Origin of the sequence: Pseudomonas gorinensis, assembly GCF_042015035.1 — a bacterium.
Classification (GTDB): Bacteria; Pseudomonadota; Gammaproteobacteria; order Pseudomonadales; family Pseudomonadaceae; genus Aquipseudomonas; species Aquipseudomonas gorinensis.
In genome coordinates this window covers 4,424,124-4,436,620 of record NZ_CP167125.1, presented here as the reverse complement: position 1 = coordinate 4,436,620, position 12,497 = coordinate 4,424,124, and the positions used below count along the sequence as shown (strand labels likewise).

Annotated in this window: 13 protein-coding genes; 8 read left to right on the top strand and 5 right to left on the bottom strand. The window is 62.1% G+C overall.

The window, feature by feature from the left end; translation table 11 throughout:
* Window positions 1-3 precede the first annotated feature (3 nt).
* Window positions 4-2,292, top strand: coding sequence for a 5-methyltetrahydropteroyltriglutamate--homocysteine S-methyltransferase (metE, locus tag AB7933_RS20085; RefSeq protein WP_024075972.1), 2,289 nt, complete (start codon window positions 4-6; stop codon window positions 2,290-2,292).
* 213 nt (window positions 2,293-2,505) lie between these two features.
* On the opposite strand, the gene AB7933_RS20080 is transcribed toward metE, so the two are convergent.
* On the bottom strand, window positions 2,506-3,660 hold the full coding sequence (locus AB7933_RS20080) for a DUF1624 domain-containing protein (protein ID WP_024075971.1): 1,155 nt from the start codon (window positions 3,658-3,660) through the stop codon (window positions 2,506-2,508).
* A 162-nt stretch (window positions 3,661-3,822) separates the two neighbouring features.
* Between AB7933_RS20080 and AB7933_RS20075 the strand changes: the two genes are divergently transcribed.
* Both AB7933_RS20075 and yfcF read left to right on the top strand, forming a co-directional pair.
* Window positions 3,823-4,359 (top strand): DUF924 family protein, encoded by a 537-nt coding sequence (locus AB7933_RS20075; RefSeq protein ID WP_041161238.1) that lies wholly within the window; start codon window positions 3,823-3,825, stop codon window positions 4,357-4,359.
* A 112-nt stretch (window positions 4,360-4,471) separates the two neighbouring features.
* Entirely contained in the window at window positions 4,472-5,104 is a 633-nt protein-coding gene (yfcF, locus tag AB7933_RS20070) for a glutathione transferase (protein ID WP_024075969.1), read from the top strand.
* Here the strand turns inward: yfcF and AB7933_RS20065 are convergent.
* Complete coding sequence (locus AB7933_RS20065; protein WP_024075968.1) at window positions 5,079-5,345, bottom strand: hypothetical protein; 267 nt, start codon at window positions 5,343-5,345, stop codon at window positions 5,079-5,081. The two genes, yfcF and AB7933_RS20065, sit on opposite strands and share 26 nt — an antisense overlap.
* Before the next feature lie 134 nt (window positions 5,346-5,479).
* Here AB7933_RS20065 and AB7933_RS20060 point away from each other — a divergent pair, with 134 nt between their 5' ends.
* Together AB7933_RS20060 and AB7933_RS20055 are read left to right on the top strand one after the other, a co-directional pair.
* Window positions 5,480-6,124, top strand: a complete 645-nt coding sequence (locus tag AB7933_RS20060) for a hypothetical protein (RefSeq protein ID WP_024075967.1) — start codon at window positions 5,480-5,482, stop codon at window positions 6,122-6,124.
* 48 nt (window positions 6,125-6,172) lie between these two features.
* Window positions 6,173-6,514, top strand: coding sequence for a hypothetical protein (locus AB7933_RS20055; RefSeq protein ID WP_024075966.1), 342 nt, complete (start codon window positions 6,173-6,175; stop codon window positions 6,512-6,514).
* A 67-nt stretch (window positions 6,515-6,581) separates the two neighbouring features.
* Here the strand turns inward: AB7933_RS20055 and AB7933_RS20050 are convergent, their stop codons facing one another.
* On the bottom strand, window positions 6,582-7,328 hold the full coding sequence (locus AB7933_RS20050; protein ID WP_024075965.1) for a creatininase family protein: 747 nt from the start codon (window positions 7,326-7,328) through the stop codon (window positions 6,582-6,584).
* Between the two features lie 29 nt (window positions 7,329-7,357).
* A complete protein-coding gene (locus AB7933_RS20045; protein WP_024075964.1) occupies window positions 7,358-8,071 on the bottom strand; it encodes a murein L,D-transpeptidase catalytic domain family protein in 714 nt (237 codons plus the stop codon).
* A 39-nt stretch (window positions 8,072-8,110) separates the two neighbouring features.
* Here AB7933_RS20045 and AB7933_RS20040 point away from each other — a divergent pair, with 39 nt between their 5' ends.
* Window positions 8,111-9,715: a L,D-transpeptidase family protein gene (locus tag AB7933_RS20040; protein ID WP_024075963.1), complete on the top strand. Its 1,605-nt coding sequence runs from the start codon at window positions 8,111-8,113 to the stop codon at window positions 9,713-9,715.
* Here the strand turns inward: AB7933_RS20040 and AB7933_RS20035 are convergent.
* Window positions 9,693-10,211 (bottom strand): AAA family ATPase, encoded by a 519-nt coding sequence (locus AB7933_RS20035; protein WP_024075962.1) that lies wholly within the window; start codon window positions 10,209-10,211, stop codon window positions 9,693-9,695. The genes AB7933_RS20040 and AB7933_RS20035 overlap by 23 nt on opposite strands.
* 78 nt (window positions 10,212-10,289) lie before the next feature.
* Here AB7933_RS20035 and dapF point away from each other — a divergent pair, with 78 nt between their 5' ends.
* Together dapF and AB7933_RS20025 are read left to right on the top strand one after the other, a co-directional pair.
* Window positions 10,290-11,099: a diaminopimelate epimerase gene (gene dapF / locus AB7933_RS20030; RefSeq protein ID WP_024075961.1), complete on the top strand. Its 810-nt coding sequence runs from the start codon at window positions 10,290-10,292 to the stop codon at window positions 11,097-11,099.
* Window positions 11,100-11,212: 113 nt separating this feature from the next.
* Entirely contained in the window at window positions 11,213-12,424 is a 1,212-nt protein-coding gene (locus tag AB7933_RS20025; RefSeq protein WP_024075960.1) for a TPM domain-containing protein, read from the top strand.
* The last annotated feature ends 73 nt before the right edge of the window (window positions 12,425-12,497 follow it).

Below are 12,497 nucleotides of genomic sequence, written 5' to 3'. Positions count from 1 at the left end.
GTCATGGCAGTCGCTCATTCCCTCGGATTTCCGCGCATTGGACGCGATCGTGAACTGAAAAAAGCGCAGGAAGCGTTCTGGAAGGGCGAACTCGACGAAGCTGGCCTGCGGGCTGTCGGCCGTGAGCTGCGCAAGACCCATTGGGCGTTGCAACAGCAGGCCGGTATTGACCTGTTGCCCGCCGGCGATTTCGCCTGGTACGACCAGGTGTTGACCCACTCGCTGATGTTCGGCGTGATCCCCGAGCGTTTCCGTCCCGCCGATGGCCAGGCCACCCTGCACACCCTGTTCGGCATGGCCCGTGGCGTCAGCGACAGCTGTTGTGGGGGGGCACACGCCGAGGAAATGACCAAGTGGTTCGACACCAATTACCACTACCTGGTACCCGAGTTCAGCGTTGACCAGCAGTTCCACCTCGGCTGGGACCAGCTGTTCGAGGAAGTGCAGGAAGCCCGTGAGCTTGGCCATACGGTCAAGCCGGTGGTGATCGGCCCGTTGACTTACCTGTGGCTGGGCAAGGCCAAGGGCGGTGACTTCGACAAGCTCGACCTGCTCGAGCGCCTGCTGCCGTTGTACGGCCAGATCTTCCAGCGCCTGGCGGAGTTGGGCGTGGAGTGGGTGCAGATCGATGAGCCGATTCTGGTCCTCGACCTGCCACAGGCCTGGAAAAACGCATTTGAGCGCGCCTATAACCTGATCCAGCGCGACCCGCTGAAAAAGCTGGTGGCCACCTATTTCGGCGGCCTGGAAGAGAACCTTGGCCTGGCGGCTAGCCTGCCGGTCGACGGTTTGCATATCGACCTGGTACGTGCGCCGGACCAGTACCCGACCATCCTCGATCGCCTGCCGGCCTATAAGGTGTTGTCCCTGGGGGTGGTCAATGGCCGCAATGTCTGGCGCTGCGACCTGGAGAAAGCCCTGGCGACCTTGCAGCATGCCCATGAAAAACTCGGCGATCGCCTGTGGGTGGCGCCGTCCTGTTCGCTGTTGCACAGCCCCGTGGACGTGGGCCGCGAAGACCAATTGGATGCCGAGTTGAAAAGCTGGCTGGCGTTCGCCGTGCAGAAGTGTGCCGAAGTCGCGGTACTGGCCCGCGCGGTGAACGAACCCGAAGCCCCCGATGTGCTCGCCGCCCTGGCGCAAAGCCGCGCCGTACAGGCTGCCCGAGCGACCTCGCGGCGTATTCACAAGCCCGCGGTGCAAGCTCGCGTGGCAGCGATCACCGCCCAGGACAGCCAACGTCAGTCGCCGTTTGCCCAGCGTATCGACAAACAGCGCGCGCGCCTCAACCTGCCGCTGTTCCCCACCACCACCATCGGTTCGTTCCCGCAAACCGCGTCGATCCGCCTGGCGCGCCAGTCCTACAAGCAAGGCAAGCTGAGCGAAGCCGAATACGTCGAAGCGATGCACAGCGAGATCAAGCATGCCGTCGAGGTCCAGGAAAACCTCGGCCTGGACGTGCTGGTACACGGTGAAGCCGAGCGTAACGACATGGTCGAGTACTTCGCCGAGCAACTGGACGGCTACGTGTTCACACGCTTCGGCTGGGTCCAGAGCTACGGTTCGCGCTGCGTAAAACCGGCGGTGATCTTCGGTGACCTGAGCCGTCCGAAGGCGATGACGGTGGAGTGGATCCGCTACGCCCAGGGCCTGACCCACAAGGTGATGAAGGGCATGCTGACTGGCCCGGTGACCATGCTGATGTGGTCCTTCCCGCGCGAGGACGTGAGCCGCGAAGTGCAGGCTCGGCAACTGGCGTTGGCGATTCGTGATGAAGTGCTGGACTTGGAAGCCGCTGGCATCCAGATCGTGCAGATTGACGAAGCGGCGTTCCGTGAAGGTCTGCCGTTGCGTCGTGCGCAGTGGCAGCCCTACCTGGACTGGGCCACCGAAGTGTTCCGCCTGTGCGCCTCGGGCGTGCGCGATGAAACCCAGATCCATACCCATATGTGCTATAGCGAGTTCAACGATGTGATCGAGTCCATCGCGGCGATGGATGCCGACGTGATCACCATCGAAACCTCACGCTCGGACATGGAACTGCTGCGTGCGTTCGAAGCCTTCGCCTACCCCAACGACATCGGCCCGGGCGTCTACGACATCCACTCGCCAAGGGTGCCGGATGCCTCGGAAATGGCCAACCTGCTGCGCAAGGCGGCCCAGCGCATTCCGGCCGAACGCTTGTGGGTGAACCCGGATTGCGGGTTGAAGACACGGGGTTGGCCGGAGACGGAAGCGGCGTTGATTCATATGGTCACCGCGGCTCGCCAGCTACGGGCTGAGTTGGCTTAAAACCTTACAAAACAGAAAGGGCACAAGTAACCTGTGGCGAGCGGGCTTGCCCAAAGGCTTTTTTGTAGGAGCGAGCTTGCTCGCGAAAAACTCACAGGCGCCGCGTTGATTCAGGGAACACGCGTTATCGTTGATGTTTTTCGCGAGCAAGCTCGCTCCTACAAAAGGCCATGTACGCGTAACTGACTGGCATCACATTCAGTCTGTACCAGGTCAGAGGTATTTGAGCCACGCCAGGTCGCGGCGCCGGGCCTTGAGCCTGGCGAACCAGTGCACGGGCGGGTAGAGCGCCAGGGGCAGCACCAACGCCATCAGCCACACCGCACCGATACTGTCGAAACCGAAGTAGTTGCCATGGTTCAAGCCAAACAGCGCCACACAGGCGACATACAGCACTTTCAGCACATAAAGATGCAGCAGATAAAAGAACATCGGCACGCAACCAAACACCGCTAACACGTTGATCCAGCATCGATGCCCCGCGCGTTCAAACGCCAGCAACAGCAACAGCCCAACCCCCAACGTCAACGCCAGGAACAGCAGCGAAGGTGGGTACTTGGTCACGTTGAAAAAGCTCATCAGCGTCTGCATGCCGCTGTCATACGCCTGCCAGGGCTTTTCGCCATAGCCATTGAGCGCACGCAACAGCACGAACCCCGCCAACGCACCCACACCGCCGAACAGCAAATGGCGCTGGCGCACGGCCGGCAATGCGGCATTGGCAAACCACGGGCCCAGACCGTAACCCAGGGCAATCACACCGATCCACGGCAGCACCGGGTAGGTCGTGCGCAGGCGCAGGGTGTCGGACACTTCAATCCAACTGCGCTCATGCAGGATCGTCCACGGAACATGCAGCGCCGAGCCTGGATCGAAGTGCAGCCCATCCAGCAGGTTATGCCCGCCGATGATCACCAGCGCCAGCGCGATCAACAGCGGGCGCGGCAACCAGACCAGCGCGGCGAGGGCGATCATGCTGATGCCGATCGCCCAGATCACCTGCAGATAGATCACGCTGGGCAGCAGCTGGAAGGTCCAGGCGAAGTTGACCAGGGTAAATTCCAGCACCACCAGGAACAGCCCACGCTTGAACAGGAACGCTGACACATCGCGACGGCCCGTGTATTTCTGACCGTACAACCAGGCGGACAGCCCGGTGAGCAGTACGAACACCGGCGCACACAGATGGGCGAGGGTGCGGCTCGCGAACAGTGCAGGCTCGGTGCTGTCGAGGCTCATCGGGTCGGTGACCTGTCGGTGCAACAGGAAGGTTTCGCGTACGTGGTCGAGGAGCATGAACAGGATCACCAGGCCGCGCAGGGCGTCGATGGAGAGCAGGCGTTGGCGCAGGGGAACAGTGTCGGTCATAAGCAGAAATCACAGGGCCGGGCGAAAAAACTGGATGTTATCCTATAACGCAAATGCCTGCGCTGCTGACGGTTAAGGTTTCAGCCACGCAGTCCTTCTGGTTCACTGTGAGGAACACAAGCAAGGGAGAGGCTGATCGTGAGTACTCGCAACAACGCGGTAATCCACACCCCGCAATCCGTCATCGCTTTCTGGCAGCAAGCCGGCCCCAAGCGCTGGTTCGCCAAGGACGCGGCCTTCGATGCCAGCTTTGGCGACACGTTCCGCGCCACCCACCTGCAAGCCGCCCGGCGCGAGCTGGAAGGCTGGCTGGACACAGCGGAGGGCGGCCTGGCCTTGCTGATCCTGCTCGATCAATATCCGCGCAATGCCTTTCGGGGAACCGCGCATATGTTCGCCACCGACCCGTTGGCGCGCCTGTATGCCCAGCGCATCGTCGACACGGGGCTGGATCAATTGATCGAACCCGCGTTGCGCGCGTTCTGCTACTTGCCGTTTGAACACTCGGAAAACCCGCAGGATCAGCAACGCTCCCTGGCCCTGAACCAGGCACTGGATGCCAACACCTATCGCTGGGCCAAGGAGCACGCCGCCATCATCGAGCGGTTCGGGCGCTTTCCCCATCGCAATGACGTGCTGGCCAGGCAGACCACCGACTCGGAGCACGCCTTCCTCAAGGCCGGTGGTTTCGCCGGCTGATCGACGGCCCGTCGCGCTGTTATTCCTCTCGGGAATGCCCCCATAAAAACCCTGCATTGTCTTTATGGCGGCGCATCTCGTAGCGTGGGGGCTCATCCAAGGAGATCGTCCCATGAGCCAAGGTCCGTTGCGTCTTTACGTTGATTCGCTGTTCACCAGCCCCTATGCGATGTCGGTGTTTGTCACCCTGCGCGAAAAAGGCCTGGCCTTCGACATGGTCACCCTCGACCTGGACGCCGGGCACAACCAGGCGGAGGACTTTGCCCAGTTGTCTGTGACCCAACGGGTGCCGACTCTGGTGGAGGGCGACTTTGCCTTGTCGGAATCGTCCGCGATCAGCGAGTACCTGGAGCAGGCTTACCCCGAGACGCCGGTCTACCCGGCTGATCCCAAGCAGCGGGCGAGGGCGCGGCAGGTGCAGGCGTGGTTGCGCAGCGATTTGCTGCCGATTCGCCAGGAGCGTTCGACGCTGGTGGTGTTCTACGGGCAAGCGATGCCGCCGTTGTCAGCGCCGGCCGAAGCCGCCGCGCGCAAGTTGATCGACGCGGCGCAGGTGTTGTTGGCGGGGAACCCGCCGTACTTGTTCGGGGAGTGGTCGATTGCCGACGTAGACCTTGCAGTGATGCTCAACCGCCTGATCCTCAACGGTGACAGCGTACCTGCCGAGTTGGTGGACTATGCCCGGCGCCAGTGGCAGCGCCCCTCGGTGCAAGCCTGGGTCAATCTGCCAAGACCCGTGCTTTAGGCCATTCCTGCGCCACGCGGCGGTCCAACTCTTCCCAATCGGCCATGCCCAGGACCCGCGTGGTGTTCAAGCCGCGCAGGTAACCGCGTAGCTGCTGGGCACTGGCATAGACGTGGTCCGGGTCGGCCATCGGGTCCTGCAGCACCTGTTCATAGTCAACCAGGTAATCGGCGACCCGATCGCGAAACTCCGGCAATACGGCATCGCGGATCCGGTCGAAGGTTTTCTGGTGGGGCTTCATGGCATGGTCCTTATAAATTTTATGTTCAGCACTATCGGTTCAGATGATAGTCACCATCGAAGATCGCAAGTTCTGTTTTTTCATGAAAAGCGGAAAATCATCCCCATCGACACGCCGTTCAAGGAAATCGCGCGATGAGGACGTTTATCCAGCTGGCTATGATGACCCTGATGCTGGGGGTTGTGGGCATGACCACCCCGGCAATTGCCGATGACCTGCGTAGCAGCCATTTGCTACCTATCGACGCTAGCGTAGACTCTCTGCGCCGCACGCAGTCGGTTGGGGTGCTGTACAGCGAAAATACGCTCGACAACCTCAACTACCTTGAGCGCTACCACACGATGGCCATGAACGGTGCCAAGGGCAGCCTTGATGCACGTATCCGCGAGGCGTTCGTTAACAGCTCCGACCCTGAACTGGCGATCGACTGGTTGATGAACTCGCTGCAAGGTACCTTCCTGTCGGTGACGTTCTACGACAGCCTGGATGCCTTGGTGCAGGCTCATCCTGATGTGGTGGTGATGCTCGATACCCATAACCAGTTGCTGACCCAGCAAAACGACCAGGTCGAGGCGCGGTTTATTGCGCGGTTCTATGATGCGAACCTGCAATACATCGCCAAGGCTGAAGGTTCGGTGCACAAGCAAGTGCCGTCGGTGTGGGTGCATGACAAGGCCGCGCCGGAGATTGCGGCGCAGATCGAGCAGCAGCGTGATGTGCAACAAGATGCCTTGAAGCAGTTTGATGCATCGCTCAAGGCGCTGGTCCAAGCAGGTTGATGTAAATTTTTCCTTTTCTATTTCTATTTCTATTTTTCAGGATTTTGTATGCGCTCTTTTTTTGTACCGGTTCTGGCTGTCGCTTCTTTGTTGCTGGCCGGTTGTGTCTCCGCGCCGAATTCGCCGAGCTTGACCCTGCAAACCGCCAAAACCCCCGAAGGCTATGTGCAATGTGTATTGCCCAAGCTTGAAAAGCACGACATCACCTCGACCGTGACGCAGAACTCGCGCCACGCCAAGGTGGTGCTGACCAGCAAGATCGCCGCCGATGATGTGCTGGAAGCCTACAAGTCCCAGGACAGCACCAAGGTGTTCCTGTATGAGCGCAAGCCGTTGGCGTCGACCATCACCCCTTCGCGCCTCGAACTGGCCGCCAAGGAATGCCAGTAATCACTGATCACGCAAGACCTTGCGTGGGAGGGGGTTGCCCTCTCCCGCAGTCTGATTGATGTAACGCCTAGGGTTTTGCTTCGTGGCTGAAGCTGTCGACCGTCTTGACCAGCCCTTGAGCCGCCAACGCCACCAATTCTGCGCCTTTCTCCACCGTCGCCAGGGCCGGGTCGGAACCCATGCGCCCGTCGGGGAAGCGGGCGCGGAAGTCCAGTGCTTCACGGATCGGCCCGGTATTGGCGATCTGCGGCGAATACGCGGCAGTCTTGATCGACTCCGGATAAGCCCACTGCGTCACCGCAATTTCCGACGGCGTGGCATGGCTGCCATGACCTACCGGGAACTGCCGATGGGCCAGGTCGTTGACGCCTTCCAGGTCCCACCAGTTCACCAGCTTCAGCGCGAACCCGGCCGGGCGGCGGGCGTAGCTGGCTTCGGCGTACAGCTCGGAAAAGGCCGCTTCAATCGTGGCGATATTGCCGCCGTGGCCGTTGAGGAACAGGATCTTCTCGAAACCATGCCCGGCCAGCGAGCGCACCCAGTCGCCAATCGCGGCAATAAAGGTGGAAGGGCGCAGAGAGATGGTGCCGGGGAAGCCCAGGTGGTGCTGGGCCATGCCGATATTGAAGGTCGGGCCGATCAGGATGTCGGCGTTCTCTTGGGCTTGATGGGCGATGATCTCCGGGCACATCCAGTCGGTGCCGAGCAGGCCCGTGGGGCCGTGCTGCTCGTTGGAGCCGATGGGGATCACTACCGTGCGACTGCGCTCCAGGAACTGCTCGATCTCGATCCAGGTGGACTTATGTAGCAGCATGCGACGCTCTCTTTTATCGGTGGGACAGGTTAGCCGCCACGGATTGTACGACTACTTGCCACCTGTTGGGGTTTACAGTTGAGGTACGTCGAGGACTTCAACCAGCGCTGGTCGGGGTACCACGAGAACATGAACTGCCCGTCCTTGAGTTTATCCACGACCTGGCGTGCTACCTGCGGGCGCACTGCCGGGCACCCCTGGCTGCGGCCGATACGGCCTTCGCGCTTGCTCCACAGCGGGCTTACGTAGTCGGCGGCATGAATCACCAGCGCGCGGTCGCGGGCCTGGTCATTGAAGCCCGGCTCCAGGCCATCCATGCGCAGCGAGTAGCCATGGGTGCCCAGGTAACTTTCCTGGGTGCGGAACAGCCCCAGGCTGGACTGGTGGCTGCCCTCGCGATTGGAAAATTGGGTGGCGAAGTTTTCCCCGGACTTCGCGCCATGGGCCACCAGGTCGCGCAGCACCAGGGTTTTCTTGCGCAAGTCGAAGATCCACAGCCGACGGGCGGTCGAAGGTTGGGAATAGTCAATCACAGCCAGGCGCTCGGAACGTTCCTCGCCATTATTGATCGCACACTGCACGGCGCTCAGGGCGCTTTTCAGTACTGTGGGATTGAGTTCTGGAGCCGAGCGCGCCAGGCTGTTATACAAGGAAGGAGGGTTGCCATTGGCGGCGAGCGCAACACTGCTCAACATTGCCAGGCTCACAGTGATAAGGCCGAGACGGCACATAAAAGTCAGCATCTACAGTACATCCCCCCGCTGTGGATTGGAGCAAAGCCATTGTTCAAAAAACACGCATATTACGTGAGCATTTGCTTGCTCGTTGCACCATTGGTCGCGACAGCCGACGCGCTGATGGTGGATTCATTGCCAGTGACGGCGCCCAGTCCGGTCAACTCGGCCCCCATACAGCAGGCCCTTGCGCAGTTGCCTGGGGTTTGCCCCGAACTTGCCCCCCGGATCGACGCCGCCTTGCAATCGCGCCTGCAGGCGTTCTACCAGCAGCAGGGTGATGTACCGCTGTGGTCCGCCGACGAACGCCGCCAGGCCCTGCAATCTCAGTTGCTGATGCTGGCCGATGACGGCCTGGACCCCACCCACTATAGCCTGCCCCCGGCGAATGCCACGGCGAACGTGCTGTGCAACGATATCGACACCAGCCGCCAGTACCTGCAAGCCTTGCAAGACCTGCACTACGGGCGCCTGCAACAATCGCGCTTCGAACCGCTGTGGCATGCCCAGCCTCCCGCCCGTGACCCCAACACCGAAGTGCTGGGGTTTGCCGCCACCGGCCTGCACGATATGGCCCAGGCGTTTGACCAAGCCCGTCCCAGCGCCGACTTGTATCGCAGCCTGCGCAATGTTTACTCCACGGCGCGCCAACAACCGTTGCCGCACTGGGAAGCGGTCGCCAGCGGCCCGTTGCTGCGCCCCGGCATGGAAGACCCACGGGTTCCAGAATTGGCGCGGCGCTTATACAGCGGCGGCTACCTGGCCCAGGCTCCCGCCGGCAACGGCAGGCAATACCGGGATGAACTGGTCACGGCCGTCAAAGCCTTCCAGCTCAGCCACTCCTTGCAATCCGATGGCGTGATTGGCGCGGGCACCGTGGCCGAACTCAATATCAGCCCAGCGATTCGTCGCGAACAATTGCGCATCAACCTGGAGCGCTTTCGCTGGCTGAGCCAGGACCTGGAACCCGAGGGCGTGCTGGTCAACGTGGCCGCCGCACAACTGAGCGTTTACCAGAGCGGCATTCCCGTGTGGCAAACCCGCCTGCAAGTCGGGCGTGCCGAGCGCCAGACACCGCTGCTCAAATCGCGCATCACCCGGCTGACCCTCAACCCCACTTGGACCATCCCGCCGACCATCATGCGTGAGGACAAACTCCCGGCGATTCGGCTCAACCCCGAGTACCTGCGCCAGCAGAACCTGCAAGTGCTCGACGCCGAAGGCCACCCGCTGGCCCCCGAACAGATCGACTGGGCACGCCCCGGCAACATCCTGCTGCGCCAGGAAGCCGGCCCGCGCAACCCGTTGGGCAAGATCGTGATGCGCTTCCCCAACCCGTATTCGGTGTACCTGCACGACACCCCCAGCCAGCCACTGTTCACCAAAGGCCCGCGCGCGTTCAGCTCCGGTTGCGTGCGGGTCGAGCAACCGCTGCTGCTGCGCGACCTGCTGGTGACGCCGGCGGAACGTGCTCGCACCGATGAATTGCTGGCCACGGGTGTGACCCATGAATTCCGACTGGCCACGCCGGTGCCGGTGTTACTGGGCTACTGGACGGTGGAAGTGGATCGCCAGGGCGGGCTGGTGTATGCGCCGGATATCTACGGGCGCGATCTGGTGTTGATGAAGGCTATGGGTTCCCAAGCCCTGTAGAAGCGAGGCGCGCAATCACCAGGGTGACGGCCTGGTTCACCGTCAGCAGCGCCGTGTCGAGGGTCCATGGCGCTTCATCCCAAGCCTCATACTCATGGTCCAGGACCGACTGCCAGGTGGGCGGAACCAGGCCGGCGATGTCGCCTGAGCGGGTTTCCACGCGGCGTTGATGGACCTGTGGGTCAGAGCAGATCACCTGGATGTCGAGCACGTCCACGCTAGCCTGCGTGGCCACGTTCGCCCATGCAGATCGGCTTTCCCGGACCGGATTCACGCAATCGGCTATCACCGTATGACCCAGTTGCAGATGACTCAGCGCCAGCGCATTGGCCACCCCATAGCCGCTCGTGCCCACATCTGCCGCCAGCACGCCGGCATTGCGAATCGCCTGCTCGATCACGTCGATGCGCAGGTAAACCGCGCGAGTCTGGCGCGCGAGTTCACGGGCGATGGTGGTCTTTCCGGTTCCGGGAAGGCCGCTGAAGACGATAAGCATGGTTCTATCTCGATAAGTCCGGAGGGCCGGTTCAGGGTATCCTCCTGTTCACCCACCGGTCGACCCTAGGAGCCCAGCATGACCTTGCCGTTCGTGAAAATGCATGCTCATGGCGATGATTTCATCATCATCGACCGCCGTGGCCAGGACGACCCGATCACCGCGCAGGTTGCCCGCTGCCTGGGCAATCGCCACACCGGTATCGGTTTCAACCAACTGGCCGTGGTGCTCGACTGCGCCGATGCCGCTGCGCGTATCAAGTTCTGGAACCCCAATGGCACGCCCCTTGAGGCCTGTGGCAGTGCCACTCGGGGGGTGGCCGACCGCTTGATGCAGGAAACCGGCACCGATTCGATCGTATTGCGCACTGAGCGCGGGTTGCTGACGTGCGTGCGGGTGGCGGGGCAGCGGGTGTCGGTCAATATGGGCGCGCCATCGCTGGACTGGGCCGCAGTGCCGCTCGCCGAGCCGCTGGATACCCGAACCTTGCCGATCAGCGGCAGCCCGGCCGCGTGCAGCATGGGGAATCCACACTGCACGTTCTTTGTCGAGGATATCGCTGCCGTCGACGTCGAAGCGCTGGGCCCCGCCCTGGAAGTTCACCCGTTATTCCCGGCCAGGACCAATGTTCATTTTGTCCAGGTACTGGATCGCCGCCATATCCGCCTGCGCATCTGGGAGCGGGGCGGCGGTGTACCGCTGGGTTCCGGGTCGTGCTGCTGCGGGGCGGTGGTAAATGGTATCCGCCGTGGTTTGCTGGACGATACGGTTGAAGTGCACTGCGACGGCGGCACGCTCACCGTGCAGTGGGACGGGCAGGGTGGTGTGCTGTTGACCGGGCGTGTGGAGCCGATCATGCAAGGCACGGTGTACGCGATTCCGGTGTAGGCGTGCCGAGTACCGACAGGTTCATTTGGGGCCTCAACGCCATGGGCTGCACCCGGTCTAGCACCGATAGGGTAAAGTCGGCAGCCCAAGGAAGACACTTCAGGTAACAAAACATGATGCTGTGGTTGCGGCGATCCGCCTTGAGTCTGCTGGCCCTGCTGGCTGTCACCCTGTTGATCAGCACCGCCCAGGCCGACACGGCACCTGCGAGCCCGATCAAGGTCGCGCTGGACCAGCGCGTGATCGACCTCACCAATACCCTCGATGCGACGGCCATCCGCCGCCTGACCGACCAGCTCGCGGCCCTCGAACAACGCAAGGGCGCGCAGATAGCCGTGTTGCTGGTACCCAGCACCGGCCGCGACAGCCTCGAAGACTTCACCAACCAACTGTTCCGCGCCTGGAAGCTGGGGCGCAAGGACGTCAACGACGGCATCCTGTTGCTGGTGGCCAAGGACGATCGCAAGGTGCGCATCGAAGTGGGGTATGGCCTGGAAGGTACCGTCACCGACCTGTTGGCCCACCGCATCATCGAAGAACACATCACTCCGGCGCTTCGCCAGGGCGACTACGCGGGGGGTATCCAACAGGGTGTGGACGACCTCAGCGTGCTGGTCGAGGGTGGCGACCTGCCGAAGGTGGCCAGCCCGGGGCTGCCGCCTCCGGCAATCGCGGTATTGCTGGCGTTCATCGTGGGCGCCATCGGCGGCGTGTTGATCAGCGCCGGCAAGCTGCCATGGCGCCGGGCGCTGGTGGTCGCGGTCGCGGTGACGGTGCTGCTGGCGGTGTTCGCCGGTGGTCAGGATTGGCCGGTGTACCTACTGTTGTTACCGCTGACCCTGCTGATCGGCGGTGCCACATTCGGTGCATTGTGGATGGCGCGCACGGTGTTTTATGGCGTGCTGGGCCTGCTGGCCTACATTGCCGGGCTGGTAGTGACGGATCGTTACGTGGATGTCGATTTCATCCACTGGCTGGCGTTTCCCCTGGGCGCATTGGTGGTGCTGGGGATGTACCTGATCCTGTTTGTCATCATGAAAGATGCCTGGAAACGCAGCCGCGTGGGATGTGTTGCGCGAGCGCTGGCGGCGGTGGCGGTGTACGTGGTGGCGGGCGTGCTGTTCGAGCGCGGGCGTGATGGCTGGCTGTTTGCGATCCCGATTGCCTCATTCGTGGCGCTGTTTATCTTTGGCAAGGCCAGCGTTGGGTCGGGATCGAGCTCGGGCAGCGGTTCCGGTTCGAGCGCCAGCAGCTCAAGTTCCAGCAGCAGTTCGTCGGGAGGTGGCGGTTCCAGCGGCGGCGGCGGGGCGTCCGGCAGTTGGTGATCGCGAGTCGCGTAGCCCATCGACCTTGGGTGAGAGCTCCGGTAGTTGCAGTGCACGTCCTTAGGTGAGCCAG

Excerpts from the sequence above, each read along its gene's own strand:
- AB7933_RS20060 (WP_024075967.1), top strand. The coding sequence starts at position 5,480 with ATGAGGACGTTTATCCAGCTGGCTATGATGACCCTGATGCTGGGGGTT.
- AB7933_RS20035 (WP_024075962.1), bottom strand. The coding sequence starts at position 10,211 with ATGCTTATCGTCTTCAGCGGCCTTCCCGGAACCGGAAAGACCACCATC.
- AB7933_RS20025 (WP_024075960.1), top strand. The coding sequence starts at position 11,213 with ATGATGCTGTGGTTGCGGCGATCCGCCTTGAGTCTGCTGGCCCTGCTG.
- dapF (WP_024075961.1), top strand. The coding sequence starts at position 10,290 with ATGACCTTGCCGTTCGTGAAAATGCATGCTCATGGCGATGATTTCATC.
- AB7933_RS20045 (WP_024075964.1), bottom strand. The coding sequence starts at position 8,071 with ATGCTGACTTTTATGTGCCGTCTCGGCCTTATCACTGTGAGCCTGGCA.
- metE (WP_024075972.1), top strand. The coding sequence starts at position 4 with ATGGCAGTCGCTCATTCCCTCGGATTTCCGCGCATTGGACGCGATCGT.
- AB7933_RS20050 (WP_024075965.1), bottom strand. The coding sequence starts at position 7,328 with ATGCTGCTACATAAGTCCACCTGGATCGAGATCGAGCAGTTCCTGGAG.
- AB7933_RS20065 (WP_024075968.1), bottom strand. The coding sequence starts at position 5,345 with ATGAAGCCCCACCAGAAAACCTTCGACCGGATCCGCGATGCCGTATTG.
- AB7933_RS20080 (WP_024075971.1), bottom strand. The coding sequence starts at position 3,660 with ATGACCGACACTGTTCCCCTGCGCCAACGCCTGCTCTCCATCGACGCC.
- yfcF (WP_024075969.1), top strand. The coding sequence starts at position 4,472 with ATGAGCCAAGGTCCGTTGCGTCTTTACGTTGATTCGCTGTTCACCAGC.
- AB7933_RS20055 (WP_024075966.1), top strand. The coding sequence starts at position 6,173 with ATGCGCTCTTTTTTTGTACCGGTTCTGGCTGTCGCTTCTTTGTTGCTG.